20 protein-coding genes are annotated in these 23,403 nt (G+C 53.1%); 8 read left to right on the forward strand and 12 right to left on the reverse strand.

What is annotated here, in order from left to right; genetic code table 11:
• Positions 1-100 precede the first annotated feature (100 nt).
• The 4 genes from G8S19_RS17380 to G8S19_RS17395 all read right to left on the reverse strand — a co-directional run bounded on the left by G8S19_RS17380 (position 101) and on the right by G8S19_RS17395 (position 2,749).
• Positions 101-553 (reverse strand): acyltransferase, encoded by a 453-nt coding sequence (locus tag G8S19_RS17380; protein WP_048212493.1) that lies wholly within the window; start codon positions 551-553, stop codon positions 101-103.
• Positions 554-790: 237 nt separating this feature from the next.
• Positions 791-1,507: a YebC/PmpR family DNA-binding transcriptional regulator gene (locus tag G8S19_RS17385; RefSeq protein WP_048212494.1), complete on the reverse strand. Its 717-nt coding sequence runs from the start codon at positions 1,505-1,507 to the stop codon at positions 791-793.
• A gap of 433 nt (positions 1,508-1,940) precedes the next feature.
• Positions 1,941-2,417, reverse strand: a complete 477-nt coding sequence (locus tag G8S19_RS17390; protein ID WP_253685610.1) for a cold-shock protein — start codon at positions 2,415-2,417, stop codon at positions 1,941-1,943.
• Between the two features lie 86 nt (positions 2,418-2,503).
• Positions 2,504-2,749, reverse strand: coding sequence for a YmjA family protein (locus G8S19_RS17395; RefSeq protein WP_048212496.1), 246 nt, complete (start codon positions 2,747-2,749; stop codon positions 2,504-2,506).
• A gap of 406 nt (positions 2,750-3,155) precedes the next feature.
• On the opposite strand from G8S19_RS17395, the gene G8S19_RS17400 reads away from it, so the two are divergent.
• Both G8S19_RS17400 and G8S19_RS17405 read left to right on the forward strand, forming a co-directional pair.
• A complete protein-coding gene (locus G8S19_RS17400; RefSeq protein ID WP_061067380.1) occupies positions 3,156-3,932 on the forward strand; it encodes an MBL fold metallo-hydrolase in 777 nt (258 codons plus the stop codon).
• A gap of 18 nt (positions 3,933-3,950) precedes the next feature.
• Positions 3,951-4,901 (forward strand): GlxA family transcriptional regulator, encoded by a 951-nt coding sequence (locus tag G8S19_RS17405; RefSeq protein WP_101742708.1) that lies wholly within the window; start codon positions 3,951-3,953, stop codon positions 4,899-4,901.
• Here the strand turns inward: G8S19_RS17405 and G8S19_RS17410 are convergent.
• The gene (locus tag G8S19_RS17410; protein WP_253685612.1) at positions 4,898-5,506 is read right to left on the reverse strand and encodes a class I SAM-dependent methyltransferase; all 609 of its coding nucleotides are present in this window, start codon (positions 5,504-5,506) and stop codon (positions 4,898-4,900) included. The two genes, G8S19_RS17405 and G8S19_RS17410, sit on opposite strands and share 4 nt — an antisense overlap.
• Positions 5,507-5,660: 154 nt before the next feature.
• Between G8S19_RS17410 and G8S19_RS17415 the strand changes: the two genes are divergently transcribed.
• A complete protein-coding gene (locus tag G8S19_RS17415; protein WP_129533680.1) occupies positions 5,661-6,755 on the forward strand; it encodes a LacI family DNA-binding transcriptional regulator in 1,095 nt (364 codons plus the stop codon).
• Positions 6,756-6,861: 106 nt separating this feature from the next.
• On the forward strand, positions 6,862-9,939 hold the full coding sequence (locus tag G8S19_RS17420; protein WP_253685614.1) for a beta-galactosidase: 3,078 nt from the start codon (positions 6,862-6,864) through the stop codon (positions 9,937-9,939).
• 100 nt (positions 9,940-10,039) lie between these two features.
• Here G8S19_RS17420 and prpE read toward each other — a convergent pair whose 3' ends face one another.
• From prpE to prpB, 4 genes are all read right to left on the reverse strand, one after another.
• Positions 10,040-11,926 (reverse strand): propionate--CoA ligase, encoded by a 1,887-nt coding sequence (prpE, locus tag G8S19_RS17425; protein WP_253685616.1) that lies wholly within the window; start codon positions 11,924-11,926, stop codon positions 10,040-10,042.
• 40 nt (positions 11,927-11,966) lie between these two features.
• On the reverse strand, positions 11,967-13,418 hold the full coding sequence (locus G8S19_RS17430; RefSeq protein WP_124021468.1) for a bifunctional 2-methylcitrate dehydratase/aconitate hydratase: 1,452 nt from the start codon (positions 13,416-13,418) through the stop codon (positions 11,967-11,969).
• Between the two features lie 40 nt (positions 13,419-13,458).
• Positions 13,459-14,628, reverse strand: coding sequence for a 2-methylcitrate synthase (gene prpC, locus G8S19_RS17435; RefSeq protein WP_048212504.1), 1,170 nt, complete (start codon positions 14,626-14,628; stop codon positions 13,459-13,461).
• 80 nt (positions 14,629-14,708) lie between these two features.
• A complete protein-coding gene (gene prpB, locus G8S19_RS17440) occupies positions 14,709-15,590 on the reverse strand; it encodes a methylisocitrate lyase (RefSeq protein WP_124021467.1) in 882 nt (293 codons plus the stop codon).
• Positions 15,591-15,842: 252 nt separating this feature from the next.
• Here prpB and prpR point away from each other — a divergent pair, with 252 nt between their 5' ends.
• A complete protein-coding gene (gene prpR, locus G8S19_RS17445) occupies positions 15,843-17,438 on the forward strand; it encodes a propionate catabolism operon regulatory protein PrpR (protein WP_048212505.1) in 1,596 nt (531 codons plus the stop codon).
• 48 nt (positions 17,439-17,486) lie between these two features.
• On the opposite strand, the gene yahO is transcribed toward prpR, so the two are convergent.
• A complete protein-coding gene (yahO, locus tag G8S19_RS17450) occupies positions 17,487-17,762 on the reverse strand; it encodes a DUF1471 family periplasmic protein YahO (RefSeq protein WP_003021310.1) in 276 nt (91 codons plus the stop codon).
• 273 nt (positions 17,763-18,035) lie between these two features.
• On the opposite strand from yahO, the gene G8S19_RS17455 reads away from it, so the two are divergent.
• From G8S19_RS17455 to G8S19_RS17465, 3 genes are all read left to right on the forward strand, one after another.
• The gene (locus G8S19_RS17455) at positions 18,036-18,668 is read left to right on the forward strand and encodes a LysE family transporter (protein WP_124021466.1); all 633 of its coding nucleotides are present in this window, start codon (positions 18,036-18,038) and stop codon (positions 18,666-18,668) included.
• Positions 18,669-18,756: 88 nt separating this feature from the next.
• Positions 18,757-20,145, forward strand: coding sequence for a diguanylate cyclase (locus G8S19_RS17460; protein ID WP_048212507.1), 1,389 nt, complete (start codon positions 18,757-18,759; stop codon positions 20,143-20,145).
• A gap of 219 nt (positions 20,146-20,364) precedes the next feature.
• Positions 20,365-21,471, forward strand: a complete 1,107-nt coding sequence (locus G8S19_RS17465) for a 4Fe-4S binding protein (protein ID WP_253685618.1) — start codon at positions 20,365-20,367, stop codon at positions 21,469-21,471.
• A gap of 73 nt (positions 21,472-21,544) precedes the next feature.
• Here G8S19_RS17465 and G8S19_RS17470 read toward each other — a convergent pair whose 3' ends face one another.
• Both G8S19_RS17470 and G8S19_RS17475 read right to left on the reverse strand, forming a co-directional pair.
• On the reverse strand, positions 21,545-22,438 hold the full coding sequence (locus G8S19_RS17470; RefSeq protein WP_005127925.1) for a MurR/RpiR family transcriptional regulator: 894 nt from the start codon (positions 22,436-22,438) through the stop codon (positions 21,545-21,547).
• Between the two features lie 2 nt (positions 22,439-22,440).
• On the reverse strand, positions 22,441-23,388 hold the full coding sequence (locus tag G8S19_RS17475) for an ABC transporter substrate-binding protein (RefSeq protein ID WP_061067372.1): 948 nt from the start codon (positions 23,386-23,388) through the stop codon (positions 22,441-22,443).
• Positions 23,389-23,403 lie beyond the last annotated feature (15 nt).

Below are 23,403 nucleotides of genomic sequence, written 5' to 3' on the forward strand. Positions count from 1 at the left end.
GTGAGCAGCAAGAATAGTCGCCATGTCCGCAAACAAGAGGAGTCGACATGAACGGTCTGGGAAGAACATAAATTTGGGTTCGCAATGGCAAGGGTAATACTTAAAGCTTTCGCAAAAGTCTGGCCGGATTGCCAGCATACACGCCTTTTACCAGCACGGGCTTTATCACCACACTACCGGCACCAATCACCGCGCCACTGCAAATTTCCGTTGTTAAAATTGTGGCTCCACTGCCCACCGTTACTGCGTTACCTAATACAATATTAATCCAGCTTTTTGCAGAAGCGTCAGGACTTCCGCTCTTGAAAAGATCGTTAGCAAAGGTCACACCATGCCCTATAAAGCAGTCCTCGCCTAAGGTAACGTTTTCACAGATGAAAGTATGGGACTGCACTTTAGTTCTGTCGCCTATGACGCATCCCTTTTGTATCTCAACAAATGGCCCGACAAACACATCATGGCCCAACTCGCATTCATAAAGATTCACTGGCATGACTATTGTGACATTTTCACCTTGTTTTACGTCACGAATACCACTTTCAATAATATTCATATCAGCACTGTCCTTACTCAAGATAATACGCTTCAGTATTGAAGACCTGAACTTGCAGGAGCGCCTTTACCATTTATTATCAGATAGTTTAGGCCAGGAATTTCAATTGATGCGTTTCTTTTAGCGATAGTATTTTTATCTATTCGTTATAATCAACACATCTTATCAGACATGTTGATCATAACAAACTTACAATTTATAAAATCTGCCATAATGACAGATTTCTTTAATTTATAATCAGAGATTTGCAACGTTATGATATACTTTTTGAACATCATCATCATCTTCAAGGGCATCAACAAGTCCTTCAAAGATTTCTAAATCTTCTGGTGAAAGTTCAACTTCTGATTGAGCAATCATTTCTAATTCTGTGGTTGAGAATTCAGTAATCCCAGCTGCTTTGAGGGCTGCAATTCCTTTATGAAGATCTGTAGATTCAGTATAAATAATGATGTTGCCTTCCTCTTCGGTAACATCACGTACATCCACTTCAGCATCAAGCAAAATTTCAAAAATACGGTCAGGGTCTGTTCCCGCAAATACAATCACGCCAGTATTGTCAAACATATAGCTGACAGCACCCGCCGCGCCAATATTCCCGCCTTTTTTATTGAAGATTGAGCGAATATTAGCAATCGTGCGGTTAACGTTTGAAGTCAGGGTTTCAGCGATAATCATGGAACCACTTGGACCAAAGCCTTCATAACGCCCTTGCATGAACGTTTCGTCGCTGCCACCTTTGGCTTTATCAATAGCTTTATCAATAACGTGCTTTGGAACCTGGGCTTGTTTCGCACGTTCAATAACGAATTTTAAAGCTGTGTTTAATTCTGGGTCTGGTTCACCTTGTTTAGCCGCAGCATAGATTTCCACACCGAATTTGGAATATACTTTAGACGTCGCACCGTCTTTAGCCGTTTTTTTACCAACAATATTGGCCCATTTACGTCCCACTGGAATAGTCTCCTCGAAAATTTATTTACATGACAGGCAGCTTAATAAGCTGCCTGTTTTTCCCGCCATATTATATCACTATATGTAAATTCTCGTCTATGAGAAATAAAAACATCCAAACCTTACGGAGTGTTACTTTAATTTCATCAATAATTAACATTATGGATAAGTTACTACATAACTTTCTGATGATTTTTCTATTTTTATTTTTAACACTGGCGCAGCAGCAATAATAGATAAGACAAGAGAATCAAAAGTAATAACCCCGGCAAAGTACCACTTTCACTTCTTATATAAAACGTTCACATCTGCTTCTGACACAAAGCAGCTTTTGCGCACACATATCTACCCGATTTGACTGAATGCAAAAAAAAAACCGAAACCCTGCTTTTGAAAAGAGCAGAGTTTCGGCATTCATTCACTCTGAAGGACGTCAGACTTTCAGCAGCTTCACCGTCTCGTCGATGTCGATTTCATCTTCCGAGAAGATCAGCGTCGTGCCCTGGAAGGTAGTGATCGCCAGCTTTTTCAGTGTGCGCATTTCGCCAGGCTTCACGTCTGATTTCGGTCGGATGCTCTTCATCAGCACGCCGACAGACAGCACCGCGTTTTCTTTGTCGATACGGGTTTCAACCGGCACTTCTTCGCTGTACACCAGGTATGACTTGATCGCCGTGAGCTTCAGGCGCTCGCCCGCGATATAGATGTACTTGCTGTCGGGTATGACTTTCACCGCATAGGCAGACAGGCCTTTGTTGTTGGTGGTGGGTTCAAAAGTCACCGCCGCGTCTTTCTTGATCAGCTCAGGATTAGCAACCTTAATCACATGAAAATAGCGGTTGTCGCCGTTTTCATCTTTGATAAATCCAAAGCCTTTATCTTTAAACCACGTTGTGATTGTTCCGTTCATTGCTGTTTCCGCCTGATTAAACCGAATACTCGTAGAGTATACCTACTCAATTTGCGCGCAGTGTAAAACACAGGCCCCGTCTTTGGCTACTCGTTACCCCAGCGATTGAGGAACTCCGCAATGTCATCAATACGCTGTGCGTCGACGCCGGCGACAGTTGCCATCTCCTGCTGTGCGTCTTCGCTGATTTCTTCGTTGTTCATCAAACGGGTGATCAGCTGCTGGAAGTAGTGCGCCAGCGCATCGCGTTCGGCATCGTTCACCGGCTTTGCAGCCTCGGTCGCGTACTCATCAGCGATATCATAATATTTTAGCGGAATGTCGTTGTTCATCAGGTGCTCCGGGGTAAATGCGTGTGCCAGCAGTTGCCTGCCGCGTCTGGAGCGAATGATAGCATTGTTATTTCATGGTTCGCGATCTGTTTCCTGGCTGTAATGTGTTGCATAAATCAACAATATTGTCTGGAGCCACTTCGCATTTAATTAATTCTCCTGAATTAAAATGACTGTTTCTTTATTTAGCTCGGTATAATAGCCGCAGAGTAAATAATGCAGAAAAAAGGAAAGTATACGTTTATTAATTTAGATAATGAGACGGCGATTAAACGCCATAAATAACGTTCTCTGCAGGCTGGATGCGATTGGCCCAATCCCATCGTTAGTCGCCCATTTGCCCACATTCATCTTCTGGACAACACTCTACGATGATACCACTGACCCAACACGCAGAGCGCACACCATGAACATCACGCAAATCCGTAATGCCACACAGCACATCACCTTTGGTGGAATGACTTTTCTGGTCGATCCTATGCTGGCTGCGAAAGGCGCATATCCGGGTTTTGCCGGAACCGCACGAGCCGACATTCGCAACCCAACCGTCGATCTGCCCATCGACATCGATACCCTGCTTAATGTCGATGCGCTGATCGTGACCCATCTGCATGAAGATCACTGGGACGAGGTTGCCGCTCGTGTCGTGCCGAAAGACAAACCAATCTATGTGCAAAATGACCATGATGCACACGTACTGCGGGGGCAGGGTTTCACACAACTCACCGTGCTGACGCAAAATACCGTGGTCGGCGCTATCACTCTGCGTAAAACCGGTGGCCAGCACGGCTCAGATCGCGCCTATGCCATTCCACAAATGGCAGAACGCCTGGGTGATGCCTGTGGCGTTATCTTTATGCATCCGGCGGAAAAAACGCTGTATCTGGTCGGGGACACCCTCTGGCGCGACGAGGTAGAAGCCAACATGCATACCTTCCAGCCAGGCGTGGTGGTTCTGAATGCGGGTTTTGCCCACGTCATCGGTTTTGGCCCAATTATCATGGGTGCGGAAGATGTGCTGAAAACCCACTTCACCTTACCCGAAGCACACATTGTGGCGACCCATATGGAGGCGATTAACCATTGTCTGTTGACCCGCGCGGCCCTGAAAGAGTACGCCCGCGACAACCAGATTGCGCAATATGTCAACGTGCCGGAAGATGGTGAAACCCTGGCATTTTAATCTCTACAAAGGAATCGTATGCAGCCGCTTAACGTCGCCATTGTTGCCGTGGAAGATTTCAGCCCATTTCACTTCTCGGTGCCGTGTATCATTTTCAGTGACAAAATGGCGGTGAAAAAGCGCTTTGAGGTGCAGATGTGCGGCGAAAAACCGGGCATCATCTCCTCGCAGGATGGTTTCTCCATTACCGCAACCCACGGCTATGAAGCGGTGGAGGCTGCCGACATCGTGGTGATCCCCTGGTGGGGCACCACCGCGCATCGTCCACCACAAAGCCTGCTTGGTGCGCTCAACCGCGCGCGACAAAACGGCGCGCAGATTGTCGGGCTGTGTCTGGGCGCGTTTGTCCTCGGCTATGCGGGGTTACTGGACGGTAAACGAGCGGCTACGCACTGGGAGTTCGAGCAGGATTTTCAGGCGCGCTTCCCGGCGGCCCAGTTGGATATCAACGCACTGTACGTGGATGACGACGGTATTATTACCTCAGCAGGTACCGCCGCCGCGCTGGATTGCTGTTTGTACGTAATTCGCCAGCGTTTTGGCAGCACGGTGGCGAATCAGATTGCCCGACGGATGATTGTGCCACCGCATCGTGAGGGCGGCCAGGCGCAGTTTATCGAACAACCGGTAGCGAAAAATACCCAGGATCAGCGCATTAACGCCCTGCTCGACTATTTGCGCCAGCATCTCCACGAACCGCATAATCTCGACGAGCTGGCACAGCGGGTGATGATGAGTCGTCGCACTCTAACCCGTCATTTTATGAAGGCCACCGGGTCAAGCGTGGCTGAATGGCTGATTACCGAGCGCCTACACCGCAGCCAGACGTTGCTGGAGACCAGCCAGTTACCCGTTGAACGCATTGCAGAACAGGTTGGTTTTCAGTCGCCCGTCACCTGGCGGCAGCATTTTAAATCCCGCTTCGGCGTCAGCCCGGCTGAATGGCGTAGAACCTTTCGCGGCGATTAACCTCTTTTTTGCGCCAGCCAGATGGTGTGCCCGGTACAGTGCGGATCTTCCATCACCCTCTCAATCACTGTAAAACCGTGCATCGACAACAATGCGTGATACTCATCAGGCGCGAGGCTGGCGTGAAACAGCGGCTCACCCTCAAATTCCCCCATCGCAATGCCGTTGTCCGTGCCGCTGGTAAACATCAGCGCGCTGCCGGGATGACTGAGCCGGTCAAAAATGGGGAACATCTTTTGCTGGTCCAACTGGGTTAAATGGAAAAAACTGTCCCAGGCGATCAGACCGTCGAATGTCTCGTTAAGCGCCAGCTCACGCATATCCTGCTCCAGCCAGCGCTGTGCGGGAAAAGAGTACCGCGCCCGCGCCAGCATTTCCGGGGAACCATCAACCCCCGTCAGCTGAAAACCTTGCTGGATAAAATAACCCGCAATCGGCTGACCGTTTCCGCAGCCAATATCCACAATATGGCCCTGCCCCCCTATCACCGCGATGAACTTATCCAGCCAGTTTTTCTCAAACAAGGCGCGTGAGCGCTGGCTAGCAAAAGCCTCCGCATGGCGTCGGTAAATGGACAGGATATTATTTGCCGCAGAGTCGCTCACGATGTCCTCACTTTTTAATCTGATAAGTTTAACGACGATAAATCCTCCCGCACACGATCCGCAACCCTGGAATGCGCCTCGCAGAACCTATGCGTAAATCCCCCAAAATCGTCCCGCTGTGGCATCATAGCGCGCAGATAACATCATGACAGGGGTGATAAACGTGAAACCGGTAACGCTATACGATGTCGCAGACCATGCAGGCGTCTCTTACCAGACCGTCTCGCGCGTCGTGAATCAGGCCAGCCACGTTTCCGCAAAAACCCGACAGAAAGTTGAGGCCGCGATGGCGGAACTCAATTACATCCCCAACCGCGTCGCACAACAACTGGCAGGCAAACAGACGCCGCTGATTGGCGTCGTGACGGCGAACCTTGCCCTGCATGCCCCCTCACAAATCGTTGCCGCCATAAAATCCCGCGCCGACCAGTCCGGCGCCAGCGTGGTGATCGCCATGGTCGAGCGCAGCGGCGTTGAGGCGTGTAAAACCGCGGTTCACAACCTGCTTTCTCAGCGCGTAACCGGGCTTATCATCAACTATCCGCTGGATGAAGAAGACGCCATTGCCATGGCCGCCGCCTGCGGTACAGTGCCGGTACTGTTTCTCGATGTCTCTGACCAGACGCCGATTAACAGCGTGATTTTCTCCCATGATGACGGTGCGCGACTCGGCGTTGAACATCTTGTACAGCATGGTCATCAGCGAATCGCCCTGCTGAGCGGGCCGCACACTTCAGTTTCGGCAAGGCTTCGCCGTGCGGGCTGGCATAAATATCTGGCGCACTACCAGCTACGTCCCATTGTAGAACGTGAAGGTGACTGGAGCGCCATGTCCGGCTTTCATCAAACCATGCACATGCTTAACGACGGTATCATTCCAACCGCTATGCTGGTGGCTAACGATCAAATGGCGCTGGGCGCGATGCGCGCAATCAGCGAGTTCGGTCTGCGAGTTGCAGCGGACATCTCCGTGATCGGCTACGACGACACCGAAGACAGCGCCTGCTACATCCCGCCGCTGACCACCATCAGGCAGGATTTCCCCACTCTCGGACAGACCAGCGTTGACAGGCTGTTGCAGCTTACGCAGGGTATGTCCGCCCCCGGCAATCTGCTGCTGCCGGTCACGCTGGTCGAACGGAAAACCGTACTGCCGCCTGACGCACAAACCGCCACGCCTCAGGTGCTGGCGGAGTCGTTGATGCAACTGGCGCGTCAGGTCTCTCTGCTGCCATCCGGCGAGCGCTAATTACTGTGAGTCAGTTCACCCATTAAACCCGCCCGGCTTTACAGCGTCTCACCGCAGGCCTTATGTTTATTAAATTGTGAGCGAATAACAAACATGAGATACCGCTATGACTCTGAGCTCGGACTCACTCGCCGCCGTACTGGCGCGCCGTGACTGGGAAAACCCCGGCGTCACACAGATAAACCGTCTGGAGGCACATCCGCCGTTTTGTAGCTGGCGCTGCGTGGATGATGCCCGTAACCACCGGCCTTCATCCCAACGAATTTCGTTAAACGGCGAGTGGCAGTTCGCCTGGTTTGCCACACCAGAGGCAGTGCCAGAAAGTTGGCTTGAGCATGATTTACCGCAGGCCGTTGCCCTCTGCGTGCCGTCTAACTGGCAGATGAGCGGTTATGATGCGCCAATCTACTCCAATATCACCTATCCGTTCCCGGTCAATCCGCCTTCTGTTCCGACGCAGAACCCTACCGGATGTTATTCGCTCACATTTAGTGTTGAAGATGCATGGTTAGATGAGGGTCAGACGCGGATTATTTTTGACGGCGTGAACTCCGCGTTTCATCTGTGGTGCAACGGTCGTTGGGTCGGCTACGGTCAGGACAGCCGTCTGCCGTCTGAATTTGATCTTCGCGATTATCTGCTGCGCGGCGAAAACCGCCTGGCCGTCATGGTGCTGCGCTGGAGCGACGGCAGCTATCTGGAAGACCAGGATATGTGGCGCATGAGCGGTATTTTTCGCGACGTATCTTTGCTGCATAAGCCCACAACACAGATCCGTGACCTACGCATCAACACGCGCTTTAATGATGATTTCAGCCGCGCGTTGCTGGAAGCGGAAGTCCGGATAGCAGGCGACGAGCGTGAAGATGTACGCGTGACCCTGCAATTGTGGAACGGCGAAACGTTGGTTGGCGAGCTCACCTCACCGCCCGGCAGCGAGATTGTTGATGAACGCGGCGCTTATCACGACCGTACTACGCTGCGCCTCAACGTTGAACACCCGGCGCTGTGGAGTGCCGAAGCACCCAATCTGTACCGTGCCGTTGTGCAGCTACATACCGCTGACGGTACGCTGATTGAAGCCGAGGCCTGTGACGTCGGCTTTCGTCAGGTTTGCATTGAAAACGGACTGCTGTTACTCAATGGTAAGCCGCTGTTGATTCGCGGTACCAACCGTCATGAGCACCATCCGGTCAACGGTCAGGTGATGGACGAGGCAACGATGGTGCAGGATATTCTGCTGATGAAGCAGAACAACTTTAACGCCGTGCGTTGTTCGCATTACCCAAATCACCCGCTATGGTACACCCTGTGCGACCGCTACGGCCTGTATGTGGTGGATGAGGCCAATATCGAAACCCACGGTATGGTGCCCATGAATCGCCTGAGCGATGACCCAACATGGCTTCCCGCCATGAGCCAGCGCGTCACGCGCATGGTACAGCGTGACCGCAATCACCCAAGTATCATCATCTGGTCGTTGGGCAATGAATCCGGTCACGGCGCGAACCACGACGCGCTGTATCGTTGGCTGAAATCGGAAGATCCCTCTCGCCCGGTGCAGTACGAAGGTGGCGGCGCGGATACCGTAGCCACCGATATTATTTGCCCGATGTACGCCCGCGTCGATCAGGATCAGCCCTTCCCCGCCGTACCCAAATGGTCGATTAAAAAGTGGCTGTCGATGCCCGGCGAGCAGCGCCCGTTGATCCTCTGCGAATATGCTCACGCGATGGGTAACAGCCTCGGCGGCTATGCCAAATATTGGCAGGCATTCCGCCAGTATCCGCGTCTGCAAGGAGGATTCGTCTGGGACTGGGTCGATCAGTCGCTGATTAAATATGACGACAACGGTAATCCGTGGTCAGCCTACGGCGGGGATTTTGGTGACACACCAAACGACCGTCAGTTTTGCATGAACGGACTGGTGTTCGCCGATCGTACCCCACACCCGGCGTTATATGAGGCCAAACACGCGCAGCAGTTTTTTCAGTTTACGCTGTTACCGGGTGACGAGCGCCAGATTGAAGTACGCAGCGAATACCTGTTCCGCCGCAGCGATAACGAAATCCTGCGTTGGTCCATCGCCCAGGACGGCAACCCGCTAGCCGCCGGAAAAATCGTTCTGGATATCGCCCCACAGGGTCGCCAGCGGATCACCCTGCCGGCTATCCCGATGCCGGAAACCGCAGGCCAGCTATGGCTGACGGTTCGCGTGGAACAACCCCAGGCTACTGCGTGGTCAGACGCCGGACATATCAGCGCCTGGCAGCAATGGAAGCTGGAAGAGAAACTCAGTCTGGCGCTTAAACCTCGCGCCAGCACAGCGCCACAGCTGACGATCCGCGATGACACGTTTACGGTAATCGTCAGTGATAAACGCTGGGAATTCTGCCGCCGTACAGGCTTACTGACGCAATACTGGCTGGTCGAAAAAGCACAGCTGTTAGCACCGTTAATCGATCAGTTTACCCGTGCGCCGCTGGATAACGACATCGGCATCAGCGAAGTAACGCGCATCGATCCTAATGCCTGGGTCGAACGCTGGAAGGCTGCGGGTCATTACCATGCTGAGCCATGGCTATTGCAATGCGAGGCCGAAGCGCTGTCGAACAGCATCCTTATCACCACCGCGCATGCCTGGCAGTATCGGGGCGAAACGCTGTTCATCAGCCGAAAAAACTACCGTATTGACGGCAAGGGTAAAATGCAGATAACGGTGGATGTCGACATCGCCAGCGGTACGCCGCATCCGGCCCGTATCGGACTGAGCTGCCAGCTGGCGCAGGTGGCTGAACGGGTAAACTGGTTAGGCCTTGGGCCGCATGAGAACTACCCGGACAGGCTGAACGCCGCTTGTTTCGACCGTTGGGATTTATCGCTCGATGAAATGTACACCCCGTATGTTTTCCCAAGTGAAAACGGCCTGCGCTGCGGGACACGCGAATTACGCTACGGGGATCATCTGTGGCGTGGTGACTTCCAGTTCAACATCAGCCGTTACAGCCAGAAGCAACTGATGGCAACCAGCCATCGCCATCTGCTGCAGCCTGAAGCCGGAACATGGCTCAACATTGACGGTTTCCATATGGGCGTCGGCGGGGATGACTCGTGGAGCCCTTCAGTGTCACCAGAATTTCAGTTGAGCGCAGGGCGTTATCATTATCAGCTGAGCTGGCGCTAATCACGTTGCTTTTGCCGGATGGCGCCGCTTCGCGGCTTATCTGGCCTACGGTGCGCGGTTTCGTAGGCCGGATAAGGCGAAGCCGCCACCCGGCAACGCCCTACTCCTCGATCGCCTGGCGGATTTGCTGTAACGATGTTGGATCGTCAATGGTGGTCAGATCGCCAGGATCGCGGCCTTCGCAGATCGCCTGGATCGTCCGTCTGAGCATTTTACCGGAACGTGTTTTCGGCAGTTGTGACACGAACCAGACATGTGCCGGACGGCCAAAGTTGCCAATCTGGCTGTCCACCAGTGCCATAATCGCCTTCTCTTCCGAATGGGCGATGTCGCGGTCTTCCAGACTGTCGCTCTGCTTTGGAATGACAAACGCGACGGCCACCTGCCCTTTCAGCGCATCCTTCACGCCGACCACCGCCACTTCCGCAACGTTCGGATAGCTGGAAATACTCTCCTCGATCTCTCGCGTACCGAGTCGGTGTCCGGCGACGTTGATCACGTCATCCGTACGCCCCAGGATGAAGTAATAGCCATCGGCGTCGCGAATGCCCCAGTCAAAGGTGGCGTACACCTGGCGGGAGAACAGCGACCAGTAGGTATTCACAAAGCGCGTGTCATCGCCCCAAATGGTCTGAATACAGCCCGGCGGCAGCGGCCCTTCGATCACCAGCATGCCCTTCTCGTTTGCCGCACAAGGTTCACCGGTCACCTCATTGAGCAGTTGTACGTTGTAGCCGTACATCGGCACGCCGGGACTGCCCAGACGCGATGGCCTGTCGTCCAGCCCGCGGGCAATCGCCATAATCGGCCAGCCGGATTCAGTCTGCCAGTAGTTGTCGATAACCGGGACGCCCAGCGTTTGGGTTACCCAACTGGCGGTTGGTTCGTCCAGCGGTTCCCCCGCCAGATACAGCACCTCCAGCGAAGAGAGATCGTGATTACGGATTTGCGCGGTCGGGAATTTCTTCAGCACACGGATAGCTGTCGGGGCCGAGAACATCCGGCTGACCTGATACTTCTCAACAATTTTCCACCACACGCCGCAGTCCGGGTACGTTGGCAGCCCCTCGTAAACCACCGTCGCCATCCCCGCCAGCAGCGGGGCATACACGATATACGAATGCCCAACTACCCAGCCGATATCCGACGCGCAGAAGAACACGCCGCCCGCTTTACCGCCGAAAATGGTGTCCATCGAGGTCGCCAGCGCGACCGCATAGCCGCCAACGTCGCGCTGGACGCCTTTCGGTTTCCCGGTTGTCCCGGAGGTGTAGAGAATGCAGGACGTTTCGTTTGATTCCAGCCAGACAACTGGCACCCGCGCGCCGAGATGCTGTTGGCGCAGCGCGGCAAAGTCGAGGTCACGTCCCTCGACCCGCGCCATTTTCGCCAAACCGCGGTCGACCAGCACCACATGACGCGGTCGGTGCTGCGCCTGTTCGATCGCATCATCGAGCAGCTTTTTATACGGCAGGATCTTGCCCCCGCGCGCCCCGGCATCCGCCGAAACGATAACCACCGGTCGGGCGTCGTCGATACGCGCCGCCACGCTGTGCGAGGCGAAACCACCGAACACCACCGAATGAATTGCTCCAATGCGTGCGCAGGCCAGTAGCGTAATGTGCGCCTCGGCGATCATCGGCATATACACCAGCACCCGATCGCCACGCTGTACGCCCAGCGACAATAGCATCGCCGCCACGACGTTCACTTCGTCATACAGCTGACGAAAGGTAAACGTGCGTTCTTCTTCGGTTTCGGATGACACAGCAATCAGCGCCAGCGCGTCAGGCTGTTTCTCCAGCCAGCGGTCGATGGCGTTATGGCACAGATTGGTCGTGCCGCCGCAAAACCAGCGGGCAAACGGCGGGTTGCTGTGGTCCAGTACCTGCGTATACGGCTGCTGCCAGTCAATACGCTGGGCCTGCTCGGCCCAGAACGACTCCGGTTGCGTTATAGAACGTTGATAAAACTCGCTATAAGACATAATGCTCTCCTGTTGAACTTACGCCTTGCTGCACGCTGGTTTAAATAATGAAGAGATCCATATACTCATTGACCGGCATCTGCTCCAGGCGAGTTCTGTCCAGGGAGACATCCAGGATGCGCTGCTGCTGACGGGTCGGGAACTGACGCGCCAGGTTGATTTTGAACTTCTCGACCAGCTTCGGCATGCCGTCAGCACGACGACGCGCATGGCCGATTGGGTATTCCACTACCACTTCTTCAAAGCGGGAGCCGTCGGTGAATTCCAGAGTGATGGCGTTGGCGATGGCGCGTTTTTCAGGGTCGTGGTAATCGGCGGTAAAGGCCGGATCTTCGAAGCAGTTGATCTTCTCACGCAGTGCATCAATGCGTTTGTCCTGCGCCACGCCGTCTTCGTAATCTGCCGCCGTTAAGCGTCCGAACAGCAGCGGGATCGCCACCATATACTGGATACAGTGATCCCTGTCCGCCGGGTTATTCAGCGGGCCTTTTTTATCGATGATGCGGATACAGGCTTCGTGCGTACGAATGGTGACTTTTTCAATATCCGCCGCCGTTTTACCCGCGGCCTGCAGTTGCTCGTACAGCGTCATGGCCGCTTCTACCGCGGTCTGCGAGTGGAACTCGGCCGGGAAGGAGATTTTAAACAGCACGTTTTCCATCACATAAGAGCCGTACGGGCGCTGGAAGCGGAAAGATTCGCCTTTGAAGGAGACATCATAGAAGCCCCAGGTTTTCGCCGTCAGCGCAGACGGATACCCCATCTCACCGGTTTTCGCCATCAACGCCAGACGTACCGCGCGTGAGGTCGCATCGCCTGCGGCCCAGGATTTACGCGTGCCGGTATTTGGCGCATGGCGATAAGTACGCAGCGACTGGCCGTCGACCCACGCCAGCGACACGGCGTTGAGAATTTCATCCCGGTTCAGGCCAAGCATCTCAGCGACCACCGCCGTGGAGGCCACTTTTACCAGCAGGACGTGATCGAGACCAACGCGGTTAAACGAGTTTTCCAGCGCGATACAGCCCTGAATCTCATGAGCTTTAATCATACCGGTCAGCACCGTTTTCATGGTCAACGGCGCTTTCCCCACCGCCACCGCATTGCGTGACAGCCAGTCAGCCGTCGCCAGAATACCGCCGAGGTTATCGGAAGGATGACCCCATTCCGCGGCAAGCCAGGTATCGTTAAAGTCCAGCCAGCGGATCATCGCACCGATGTTAAACGCCGCCTGCACCGGGTCGAGCTGGAACTGGGTGCCCGGCACGCGAACGCCGTTCGGTACCACAGTTCCTGGGACTACCGGCCCCAGCAGTTTTTTACAGGCCGGATATTCCAGCGCTTCCAGCCCGCAGCCTAAGGTATCGAGCAGGCAATAATGCGCGGTGTCATACGCCACCTTCGAGGCTACCTCGTAGTTCATGACGTAATCAACGATATCAACGATTTCACGGTCAAATTCCGGGCGGACGTTCGAAATATGTGCGGACATAGGGTACATTTCCTGTTTTTTATCTTTAGAGGTTTTTGAATTAGCAACGTTTTTCAATCGGGACAAATTCGCGATCTTCCGGGCCGGTGTAATTGGCGGAAGGACGGATAATTTTATTGTCCTGGCGCTGTTCGATGATGTGCGCCGCCCAGCCGGTGACGCGGGCGATAACAAACAGCGGGGTGAACATTTCGGTCGGGACGCCCATCATGTTGTAGGAGACCGCCGAGAACCAGTCGAGGTTGGGGAACATCTTTTTCGTTTCCCACATTACGTCTTCCAGACGGTCGGCAATGTTGTACATTTTCAGCGAACCACCTTCCTGGGAAAGCTGTTTTGCCACGCGTTTGATCACCTGATGGCGCGGGTCGGCGATGGTGTAAACCGGATGACCAAAGCCAATCACCACTTCTTTGTTTTCCACGCGTTTACGGATATCCGCTTCAGCTTCGTCCGGCGTTTCGTAGCGCTGTTGGATCTCCAGCGACACTTCATTCGCCCCGCCGTGTTTCGGTCCACGCAGTGCGCCAATCGCGCCGATAATCGCGGAATACATATCGGAGCCGGTTCCGGCAATCACGCGGCTGGTAAAGGTGGAGGCGTTAAATTCGTGTTCGGCGTACAGCACCAGCGAAATATGCATCGCTTTTTCCCAGCTTCGCGACGGTTTTTCGCCATGCAGCAGGTGCAGGAAGTGACCGCCAATGGAATCATCGTCAGTTTCCGGCTGAATACGCTCGCCGTTATGGCTGTAGTGATACCAGTACAAAAGGATTGAACTGAGCGACGCCAGTAGCTTGTCGGCAATATCGCGCGCGCCGGAGACGGTATGACCTTCTTTTTCCGGCAGCGTACAGCCCAGCGCGGAGACGCCGGTGCGCATCACGTCCATCGGATGCGAGGCGGCAGGCAGCGCTTCCAGCACGGTGCGCACATTAGCGGGCAGTCCGCGCAGCGCTTTTAGTTTGCTTTTATAGGCGGTGAGTTCATCGCGGGTGGGTAATTTCCCGTGGATCAGCAGATGCGCGACTTCTTCAAATTCGCACTGCTGCGCCAGGTCGAGAATATCGTAGCCACGATAGTGTAAATCGTTACCGCTTTTACCGACGGTACACAGCGCGGTATTTCCGGCGGTAACGCCTGACAGCGCAACCGATTTTTTAGGTTTAATGACATGGGTACTATTTTGCAGGATCGTTGTGTCGCTCATGTTGTCCTCGTCATTTTTATAATATGTAGGGTACAAATTTATTGCCGGATGGCGGCTGTGCCTTATCCGGCCTACGACGGTTACTTTTTGCTATACAACGCGTCGAGTTTCTCTTCGAACTGGTAGTAATTGATGCTTTCGTACAGTTCGTTACGCGTCTGCATAATGTCGATCACGCTCTTTTGCGTTCCTTCCTGACGCAGCACGTTGTAAACCTTTTCCGCTGCGCGGTTCATGGCGCGGAAAGCCGACAGCGGATACAGCGCCATCGCGACGTTTGCGCTGCGCAGTTCATCGATGGTGAACAGCGGCGTAGCGCCAAATTCAGTAATGTTGGCGAGGATCGGCACCTGCACCGCGTCGGCAAACTGGCGGTACATCGCAAGCTCGGTAATGGCTTCCGGGAACAGCATGTCAGCGCCCGCTTCGACGTACGCCTGGGCGCGATCGATGGCAGCCTCTAACCCTTCCACCGCCAACGCATCGGTTCGCGCCATAATGACAAAATTGGGATCGGTACGCGCATCCACCGCGGCGCGGATCCTGTCGACCATCTCTTCTTTAGAGACGATCGCTTTGTTCGGACGATGACCGCAGCGCTTGGCGCCGATCTGATCTTCAATATGCAGCGCGGCAGCCCCAGCTTTGGAAATCGACTTCACGGTACGCGCCACGTTGAACGCTGACGATCCAAACCCGATATCCGCATCCACCAGCAGCGGCAGCGGGCAAACGTCGGTGATACGGCGAATATCGGTCAGCACATCATCAAGGGTAGAAATACCAAGATCCGGCAGACCCAGAGACCCTGCCGCGACGCCGCCGCCGGAGAGATAAATCGCCTGATACCCGGCGCGTTGGGCCAGCAGAGCGTGATTGGCGTTGATGGTGCCCACGATTTGTAATGGATTTTCTTTGCTGAGCGCGGCGCGAAACGCCAGCCCTGGGGAGTGTAGAGACATATCCCGTCCTCTTGTTATCAACTTGTTAGCATTAGTTGATTTACCTAAAGCAAGGGGTATGCCAAAGACCTTAATTTTTCATCAATTTATATATTCACCTTTAAAAACAATGCATTAAAATCAATTTCTGTATCTTTGTTGTACAAAAGCGTGTCAGCTATCGTTTCATGAAACTGGCCTTAACGTTTCATTGCAACATTTATGAAACACAACTAAACCCTAATACTCGGTTCCTTACTTTTTGGGTTGGTTATGGCTGATACGTATCTTCCGCCGCGGGTGAACGACGACAAACCGGTTATCTGGACCGTTTCGGTCACCCGCCTGTTCGAACTGTTTCGCGACATCAGCCTGGAGTTCGACCACCTGGCGACCATCACCCCTATTCAGTTGGGTTTTGAAAAAGCGGTGACGTATATCCGCAAGAAGCTGGCGAGCGAGCGTTGTGATGCGATCATTGCGGCGGGCTCCAACGGTGCCTATCTGAAAAGCCGCTTATCAATTCCGGTTATTCTGATTAAACCCAGCGGCTTCGATGTGCTACAGGCATTGGCGAAAGCGGGAAAACTCACATCATCGATTGGCGTCATTACCTATCAGGAAACCATTCCTGCGCTTCTCGCCTTTCAAAAAACCTTTAATTTGCAGCTTGAACAGCGCAGCTATATCACTGAAGAAGATGCTCGTGGGCAAATCAACGAACTGAAGGCCAGCGGTACGCAAGCGGTAGTCGGCGCGGGGCTGATTACCGACCTGGCGGAAGAAGCGGGTATGACCGGCATCTTTATCTATTCAGCGGCTACCGTGCGCCAGGCCTTTGTCGATGCGCTGGATATGACGCGCCTGACGCTACGGCGAAACGGTCAATACGCTTCTGGCGATACGATGCGCACCCGCTACGCGCTCGGTGATATGCGCGGTCACTCTGCGCAGATGGAACAGGTACGGCACACCATAATGCTCTACGCCCGTTCTCGCGCACCGGTGTTGATTCAGGGCGAAACGGGCACGGGTAAAGAGCTGGCGGCGCAGGCCATTCATCGTGAATATTTCACCCGTCAGGAGAATCGACGCGGTAAACCCTCACCACCGTTTGTCGCCGTCAACTGCGGGGCAATCACCGAATCCTTACTGGAAGCGGAGTTGTTTGGCTATGAAGATGGCGCTTTTACCGGCTCACGGCGCGGCGGACGCGCGGGTCTGTTTGAAATCGCCCACGGCGGAACACTGTTTCTTGATGAGATAGGCGAAATGCCGCTGCCGTTACAAACCCGACTGCTACGCGTGCTGGAGGAAAAAGAGGTTACCCGGGTCGGTGGGCACCAGCCGATTCCGGTCGATGTGCGGGTGATTAGCGCCACCCACTGCAATCTGGAGCAGGAGATGAAACAAGGCGAGTTTCGTACCGATTTGTTTTATCGCCTGAGCATTCTGCGCCTCAAGCTGCCGCCGCTACGCGAGCGGTTGCCCGATATCCTGCCGCTGGCGGAAGGCTTTTTAAAACAGTCACTGGCGGAATTAGATGTGCCGTTTTCTGAGCCTGTGCGCAAAGGACTAGGGCTCAGCCAACATATGCTGCTGAATTACGGCTGGCCGGGGAATATTCGTGAGCTGCGCAATATGATGGAGCGTCTGGCATTATTTTTAAGCGTCGAGCCACAACCAGAACTTAACGTCCATTTCTTGCAGCAATTATTGCCAGAACTGGCGATTGTCGCCGAAATACCCCAGATATCATCATCACTGACGCCACAACAGGTGCTGGCACAATTCAATGGTGATAAAACAGCGGCGGCACGATATCTCGGTATCAGCCGAACCACGTTTTGGCGCAGGTTAAAAGAATAACCCGCCAGTACAGAGGCTGGCGGGTATTTTATCTTTCAATGCAGCGTATTATTTTTTCTTGTAGATATTGGCTGTGCCATGGATTTTATTATCCGTTTGACCGGAAGTTAATACCACAACATCGGCGCCTTTCTCTTCGGCTTTCTTCAGCAGCTCTTCTTTAGCATCTGCGACAGAAACTTCATTACTCGTTGAGATATCACCGATTTTTGTGTACTGCGACTCAACCTTTTCAAACTCAAGTTTTGTCATAAATTCCGCAGCATATGCGTTGGTCACGACAAAAGCTAATGCACCAATAAGTACTTTAATTCCAGTTTTCATAGACCAGCTCCAGGTTTTGTTATGACGCCATCATCGATCCCTGAACATGAGATAACGCGATTCAAGGATGATTAATAACTAGTCCAGCCTGGATAAAAAATCCACACTCAGCAGAAATATATAGAAATTTTGCGGCACAGAAAAAACCAGCCATCGCGTATCCGCATTTCAACCGGTTCAAAGTTTCAATAGCCAGTGTGAGTTAATCCTCAGAACAGCCAGCTCGTTGAAATTATAGTGTTAACTTTATGAATATTTGAGGAATGGTTGTCTATGGAACCGCTACACGCCGTCGTACTCACCGTCAGCCTGTTTGTTTTAACCTTTTTCAACCCCGGGGCGAACCTGTTTGTGGTGGTGCAAACTAGCCTGGCATCCGGACGGCGCGCGGGGGTGATGACCGGTCTGGGGGTCGCCTTAGGTGATGCGTTTTACTCCGGCCTTGGGCTTTTTGGTATGGCAACGCTAATCACCCAGTGTGAAGAGATATTTTCATTGATTAAGATTGTCGGCGGAGCCTATTTGCTGTGGTTTGCCTGGAACAGCATCCGCCATCAGGCCACGCCGCACATGCCCACGCTACAGCAGCCGATTTCCGCCCCCTGGTATGTATTCTTTCGTCGCGGGCTGTTAACAGATTTATCGAATCCGCAAACCGTATTGTTTTTTATTAGTATTTTCTCGGTCACCTTAAGCGCAGAAACCCCGACCTGGGCCAGGCTGATGGCATGGGCAGGCATTGTGCTTTCTTCTGTTATCTGGCGTATTTTTCTCAGCCAGGCGTTTTCTCTTCCTGCAGTACGCCGTGCATATGGTCGCATTCAGCGCGTTGCCAGCCGGGTAATTGGCGCCATTATCGGCGTCTTCGCCTTAAGGCTGATTTATGAAGGTATTCGCCATCGTTAATGCGTAAAGAGAGTTTCACTTGACCATCGTGACGTAATTGTCCGTAATACCGCCTGAATTTTTCAATCACATTTTGAGTGGCTGTGAGATGGAACAGGTTGATCCCGTAAACGACACATTACTCCTTACAGAATGGCGGGCGCTAATACGCCAGACATCCCCTGACGTTCATACGATCCTCACAGGGTTAAGCGACGATGAGATCCGCCATTTAGTGACCGTTTTTTATGACTACATGCTCTCTCATGCGGAGAGCGCGTTGTTTCTGAATACGGAGCAGGTCAGTACGCGACTGAGCGGCAGTATGTTTGACTGGTTGCGCAGCGTGCTCGGCAGCGCATATGAAGACCTCCCGCTCTTGCTGGCAAAACAGCGTGAAATTGGTGTGGTACACGCCCGTATCGGCCTGCCTATCGATCTGGTTAACCGCGGTGCACGTAAGCTAAAAGAAGAGCTGTATCAGTTGCTGAAAAGTAAGGCCGACTACTCTGTCAGCCTGTTGAGCGATGCTATCTGTTTCAGCAGTCTGGCGATGGACACCGCGCTGGAGGCCATGACCGTTTCCTACTCTCCAAGCTATCAAAACTCGCTGCACACGCAGGAGCAGTATCGGCTGCAGACCATTTACGACGACGTCAACGTCGAGCGCGAACGGCAAATCCGTTCGTTTACCGATTGGGAAAATCAGTTTATCTACAACATTGCGACCGGCTTACCGTCCGGTGATCTGGTGTTCCTGGCGGACTCAGATTTTGGTATGTGGTTCTCCCATAAAGGAAAACACATTCTTGGCAGCGGTAATCTGCTGGCAGAAATGGAATCCGTGATCGCTGAAATCGATAACCGTCTGACACAGGCACTCTCGAATCAGCAACAACCTGGCGAAACCGAGCGGATGAGCTTATTGCAGGATATCCGACAGCTCTCGGCCAAAATCCATTTTCTCCTCGCCTCAATGTTTGAAGCGCTGGTCAAACAGGAAAATGGCAAAGACTCGCTGACCCAGCTCCTTAATCGCCGCTTTATTCCGACGATTATGCGCCGTGAAATCTCGCTGGCGTTACATTCACGAAGGCCCTTTACCCTGGCAATGCTGGACATTGATTATTTTAAGCAGATCAACGACAGCTACGGACATAACACTGGCGATATGACGCTGAAAAACGTCGCGGCCGTTATTTATGAGCACATCCGCAGTAGCGATTACGTATTCCGTTATGGTGGTGAAGAGTTTATGATCCTGCTCGTCGAATCAGACGAATCGCAAGCCTCTATTATTCTGGAAACACTGCGCAAGAAAATTGCCGAGCTGCGTATCGCCGCTTCCATGACTGAATCCTTCTCTATTACCGTCAGTATCGGCGTTGCCGAATATGACTATCACCCCGACTACAAACAACTGGTTGATAAAGCCGATCGCGCGCTCTATCTGGCGAAAAGCCATGGCCGTAACCGCGTAGAAACGTACCGGGAATGACTGTCGTCCCTCACAGATAAATAAATACCCCGTTCAGGGTATTTATCTGACCTGTGATAAATATCGTGCTGTTATTTTTATACATGCCCATTAGCGTGATAAAAATGGCAGCCAATTAATAAGATGCAAATCAAATACACTATATCTTTATAGCGGTAGCATATCCCGGTGATGAGTCTTCCTGAATGCAGGGGGAAATATGAGGGATAATAAAAGATCATGAACGGGAAGAAGAAAACGCGCTGGCAGCGCCGCCCTGGTACCGTCGGAGGAAAACTGCCGTGGAATGACTGGCGCAATGCCAGTAGCTGGAGAAAAGCCACCCAGTTTCTCCTGTTGGCTATCAATATCTATATTGGCGTGACGTTCTGGTATTGGGTTCGCTATTTCGAAACAGCCGGTGCCAGCGTTTATATATCAAGACCAGGCGGTATTGAGGGATGGCTTCCCATTGCCGGTCTGATGAATATCAGATACACACTGGAAACCGGCTTTCTTCCCCCTATTCACGCCGCTTCCATGCTGCTGCTTGTTGCCTTTATCCTGATGAGTCTGCTGTTAAAAAAAGCGTTCTGCTCGTGGTTGTGCCCGGTGGGTACGCTGTCTGAGCTGATAGGGAATCTGGGCAAAAAAATAACGGGTCGCAACTTCACCCTGCCGCGCTGGCTGGACCTCCCTTTGCTGAGCCTGAAATATCTGCTGCTGAGTTTCTTTCTGTATATCGCCCTGTCGATGCCAGCACAGGGGATTCAGTATTTTCTGATGTCAGCCTACGGCATGATTATCGACGTTAAGATGCTCGATTTCTTTCGTAATATCGGCACGACGACGCTCATCGTAGTGGCGGTTATCAGCATCATGAGCCTGTTTATTCGCAATGCGTGGTGTCGTTATCTGTGCCCTTATGGCGCACTGCTTGGCCTGTTCTCTTTGCTGTCGCCGTTTAAGATCCGCCGTAATGCCGACAGTTGCATCGATTGCGGCAAATGCGCAAAGAACTGCCCGTCGAATATTCCGGTCGATCGCTTAATTCAGGTACGCACCGTTGAGTGCACAGGATGTATGACCTGTGTGGAATCCTGTCCGGTAGCCTCGACGCTGACTATGTCACTGAAGACACCGCCTGGCGCACAATCAGGGCATAGCGCAGCGCCGACACCATGGTGGCGACAAGGTAGGTTATCAGGGTGGACAATGACGCTACTGCTGCTCGGTATTCTGTTTGCCGCCGTAGGTTATGCGGTGTACGCCAACGTCTGGCAGACGCCGGTGCCGGATCATATGTATTTCCAGCTGATCCCGAAGGCCAGAATGATCGGCCATTAATGGTTTGATCTGTCTGCCTTTATGCCGGGTGGCGACGTCCCACTACCCGGCCTACACATCGGGTATAACCGGTTTATTTCTTCGCCCCGGATTTACCAATGCCCCGATACAGTTCGTTAATCCGTTTCACGGACTTAATTGAACGTTGCGGCGCAGTCGAAGCAACGGACAGGACGATCATTTCCAGACACACCAGCACCGTACCGTGAAGCGGCATTTTCCCATTCTCGCCGCCGCGTGGCACGTTAATCACCACATCCGCTTCTTTACTAAAACGGGAATCCAGCGCGTTCGTCAGTAAAATAACCGGGACACCCAACCGCCTGGCCTCGCGAATGGTCGTCAGCCCTTCCCGATGCGGTGATTTCTGCGCCATCATGATCAGCACATCTCCCCGCTGCAATGCGATCAGTTGCTCTGCGAGGTTAATCCCGGTGCGATTAAATGCTACCGCAGGCAGGCCAATACGGCTGAGCAGACGAGCGGTATAATCCGCCAATACGCCGGATGCGCCAATACCAAAAATCCCCACCTGACGGGCTTCTACCAATAACGCCACCGCCTGGGCAATCGCATAGCGGTTTTGCGGTGTAGAAAGAGCTTCACAGGTACGCTGATGCCCCTGCAGGACGAAATCAATGCTTGAGTTCACATCGCAAGAGAGCGTATTCACCGTGGTGGTCATCTTCTCTTCTGAGGTCACGCCAGGACCAAACCAGTGCTCAATGGTCTGCTTTAAATCGCGCAACCCGGCAAACCCCAGCGCCTGAATTGCCCTGACCACCGTCGCGTCAGAGGTTTGCGTGGCGGCAGCGATTTCTATCGCCGTAAACTCCAGCACCACTTCGCGGTTTTCGTTGATATAACGCGCCACGGCCTGCATACGTGGCGAGAGTAAATGCGCCCGGGCGCGAAAACGGTCACCATAGACATCAATACGGTTTTTGGCTTTTTTCGCCGTCAGCATGGTTATTTAGCCTCCGGTAGCCATCGTCCGGCGATGTGCGTTTGCACCTGCGCCACCATCAGACTGAGCGAGGCATAGGAATTGGATATCGCCTCTTCACGGGAGAGTAAAACGTAATGTCCGCGCTGGCAGGCGGTCAGGAACTCACACCAGCCAGGCATCACCGCATCCATCGCCGCGATTTCATCCTGCGGTTTACCGCCGGTATCGCCACGCCAGGTCGCGAAGACAAAATCGGCATCCAGTTCAGGCAGACGTTCCGCACTGACATCAATGCGCCCACCCGGCGGAATGCTGTCGATAAGCTTCGGGAAGGTGAAGCCAGCATCGCGTAAAACTCGCCCCAGGGAGTGATAGGTGTGTAACGCGTTGATTTTTCCCTGATTGGCCTGTATTACCGCCACAGAGATGTGCTGCGTATCTACTGTCCGCTTGAGCTGGGCAATTTCTTCACGGTAGCGCCGTTCCAGCAATGCCAGCCGGTTCTGCGTACCTGTAAGCTGCGCCAGCTTGCGGTAGATTTCCGGCGCACCGCCATCAAGATGATCGATGCTGACCGTCGGCGCTATTTTTTCCAGTTGCTCAATCGGCGTGTTACGGCTGGGTTCGGTGATGATTAAATCCGGTTTCGCGGCGACAATGGCTTCAATATCAATATCCGCCGTGCCGATATACGCAATCGACGAGTTATCAAAATCAACCCCTGTCAACAGCGCACCTGAGCGCAGAAAATGGCTGCCATCCGGGCGTGTTCGGCCGTGACTGGCCACCGGAGGCACGCCCAGCTCGATCAGCGGAATAGTGATGTCGAGATCGTGCAATGACACAATGCGCTGCGGATGTAGCGGCACGTTCACCACTCGCCCGAGATCGTCAGTAAATGACTGAACAGGCACCGCCGCCTGGGCGGTGCAGCCGACCAGCAGCAGCAATGAAAAGATTAAACGCATATACCCTCTTAACAA

The sequence above is a fragment of the Citrobacter sp. SX206 genome, assembly GCF_024181025.1.
GTDB lineage: Bacteria > Pseudomonadota > Gammaproteobacteria > Enterobacterales > Enterobacteriaceae > Citrobacter > Citrobacter youngae.

What these genes read in the sequence shown, in the direction of transcription:
- G8S19_RS17380 (WP_048212493.1), bottom strand. Translation starts at nt 553, where the DNA reads ATGAATATTATTGAAAGTGGTATTCGTGACGTAAAACAAGGTGAAAAT.
- G8S19_RS17390 (WP_253685610.1), bottom strand. Translation starts at nt 2,417, where the DNA reads ATGAACGGAACAATCACAACGTGGTTTAAAGATAAAGGCTTTGGATTT.
- G8S19_RS17395 (WP_048212496.1), bottom strand. Translation starts at nt 2,749, where the DNA reads ATGAACAACGACATTCCGCTAAAATATTATGATATCGCTGATGAGTAC.
- G8S19_RS17400 (WP_061067380.1), top strand. Translation starts at nt 3,156, where the DNA reads ATGAACATCACGCAAATCCGTAATGCCACACAGCACATCACCTTTGGT.
- G8S19_RS17405 (WP_101742708.1), top strand. Translation starts at nt 3,951, where the DNA reads ATGCAGCCGCTTAACGTCGCCATTGTTGCCGTGGAAGATTTCAGCCCA.
- G8S19_RS17420 (WP_253685614.1), top strand. Translation starts at nt 6,862, where the DNA reads ATGACTCTGAGCTCGGACTCACTCGCCGCCGTACTGGCGCGCCGTGAC.
- prpE (WP_253685616.1), bottom strand. Translation starts at nt 11,926, where the DNA reads ATGTCTTATAGCGAGTTTTATCAACGTTCTATAACGCAACCGGAGTCG.
- G8S19_RS17430 (WP_124021468.1), bottom strand. Translation starts at nt 13,418, where the DNA reads ATGTCCGCACATATTTCGAACGTCCGCCCGGAATTTGACCGTGAAATC.
- prpC (WP_048212504.1), bottom strand. Translation starts at nt 14,628, where the DNA reads ATGAGCGACACAACGATCCTGCAAAATAGTACCCATGTCATTAAACCT.
- prpB (WP_124021467.1), bottom strand. Translation starts at nt 15,590, where the DNA reads ATGTCTCTACACTCCCCAGGGCTGGCGTTTCGCGCCGCGCTCAGCAAA.
- prpR (WP_048212505.1), top strand. Translation starts at nt 15,843, where the DNA reads ATGGCTGATACGTATCTTCCGCCGCGGGTGAACGACGACAAACCGGTT.
- yahO (WP_003021310.1), bottom strand. Translation starts at nt 17,762, where the DNA reads ATGAAAACTGGAATTAAAGTACTTATTGGTGCATTAGCTTTTGTCGTG.
- G8S19_RS17455 (WP_124021466.1), top strand. Translation starts at nt 18,036, where the DNA reads ATGGAACCGCTACACGCCGTCGTACTCACCGTCAGCCTGTTTGTTTTA.
- G8S19_RS17460 (WP_048212507.1), top strand. Translation starts at nt 18,757, where the DNA reads ATGGAACAGGTTGATCCCGTAAACGACACATTACTCCTTACAGAATGG.
- G8S19_RS17465 (WP_253685618.1), top strand. Translation starts at nt 20,365, where the DNA reads ATGAACGGGAAGAAGAAAACGCGCTGGCAGCGCCGCCCTGGTACCGTC.
- G8S19_RS17470 (WP_005127925.1), bottom strand. Translation starts at nt 22,438, where the DNA reads ATGCTGACGGCGAAAAAAGCCAAAAACCGTATTGATGTCTATGGTGAC.
- G8S19_RS17475 (WP_061067372.1), bottom strand. Translation starts at nt 23,388, where the DNA reads ATGCGTTTAATCTTTTCATTGCTGCTGCTGGTCGGCTGCACCGCCCAG.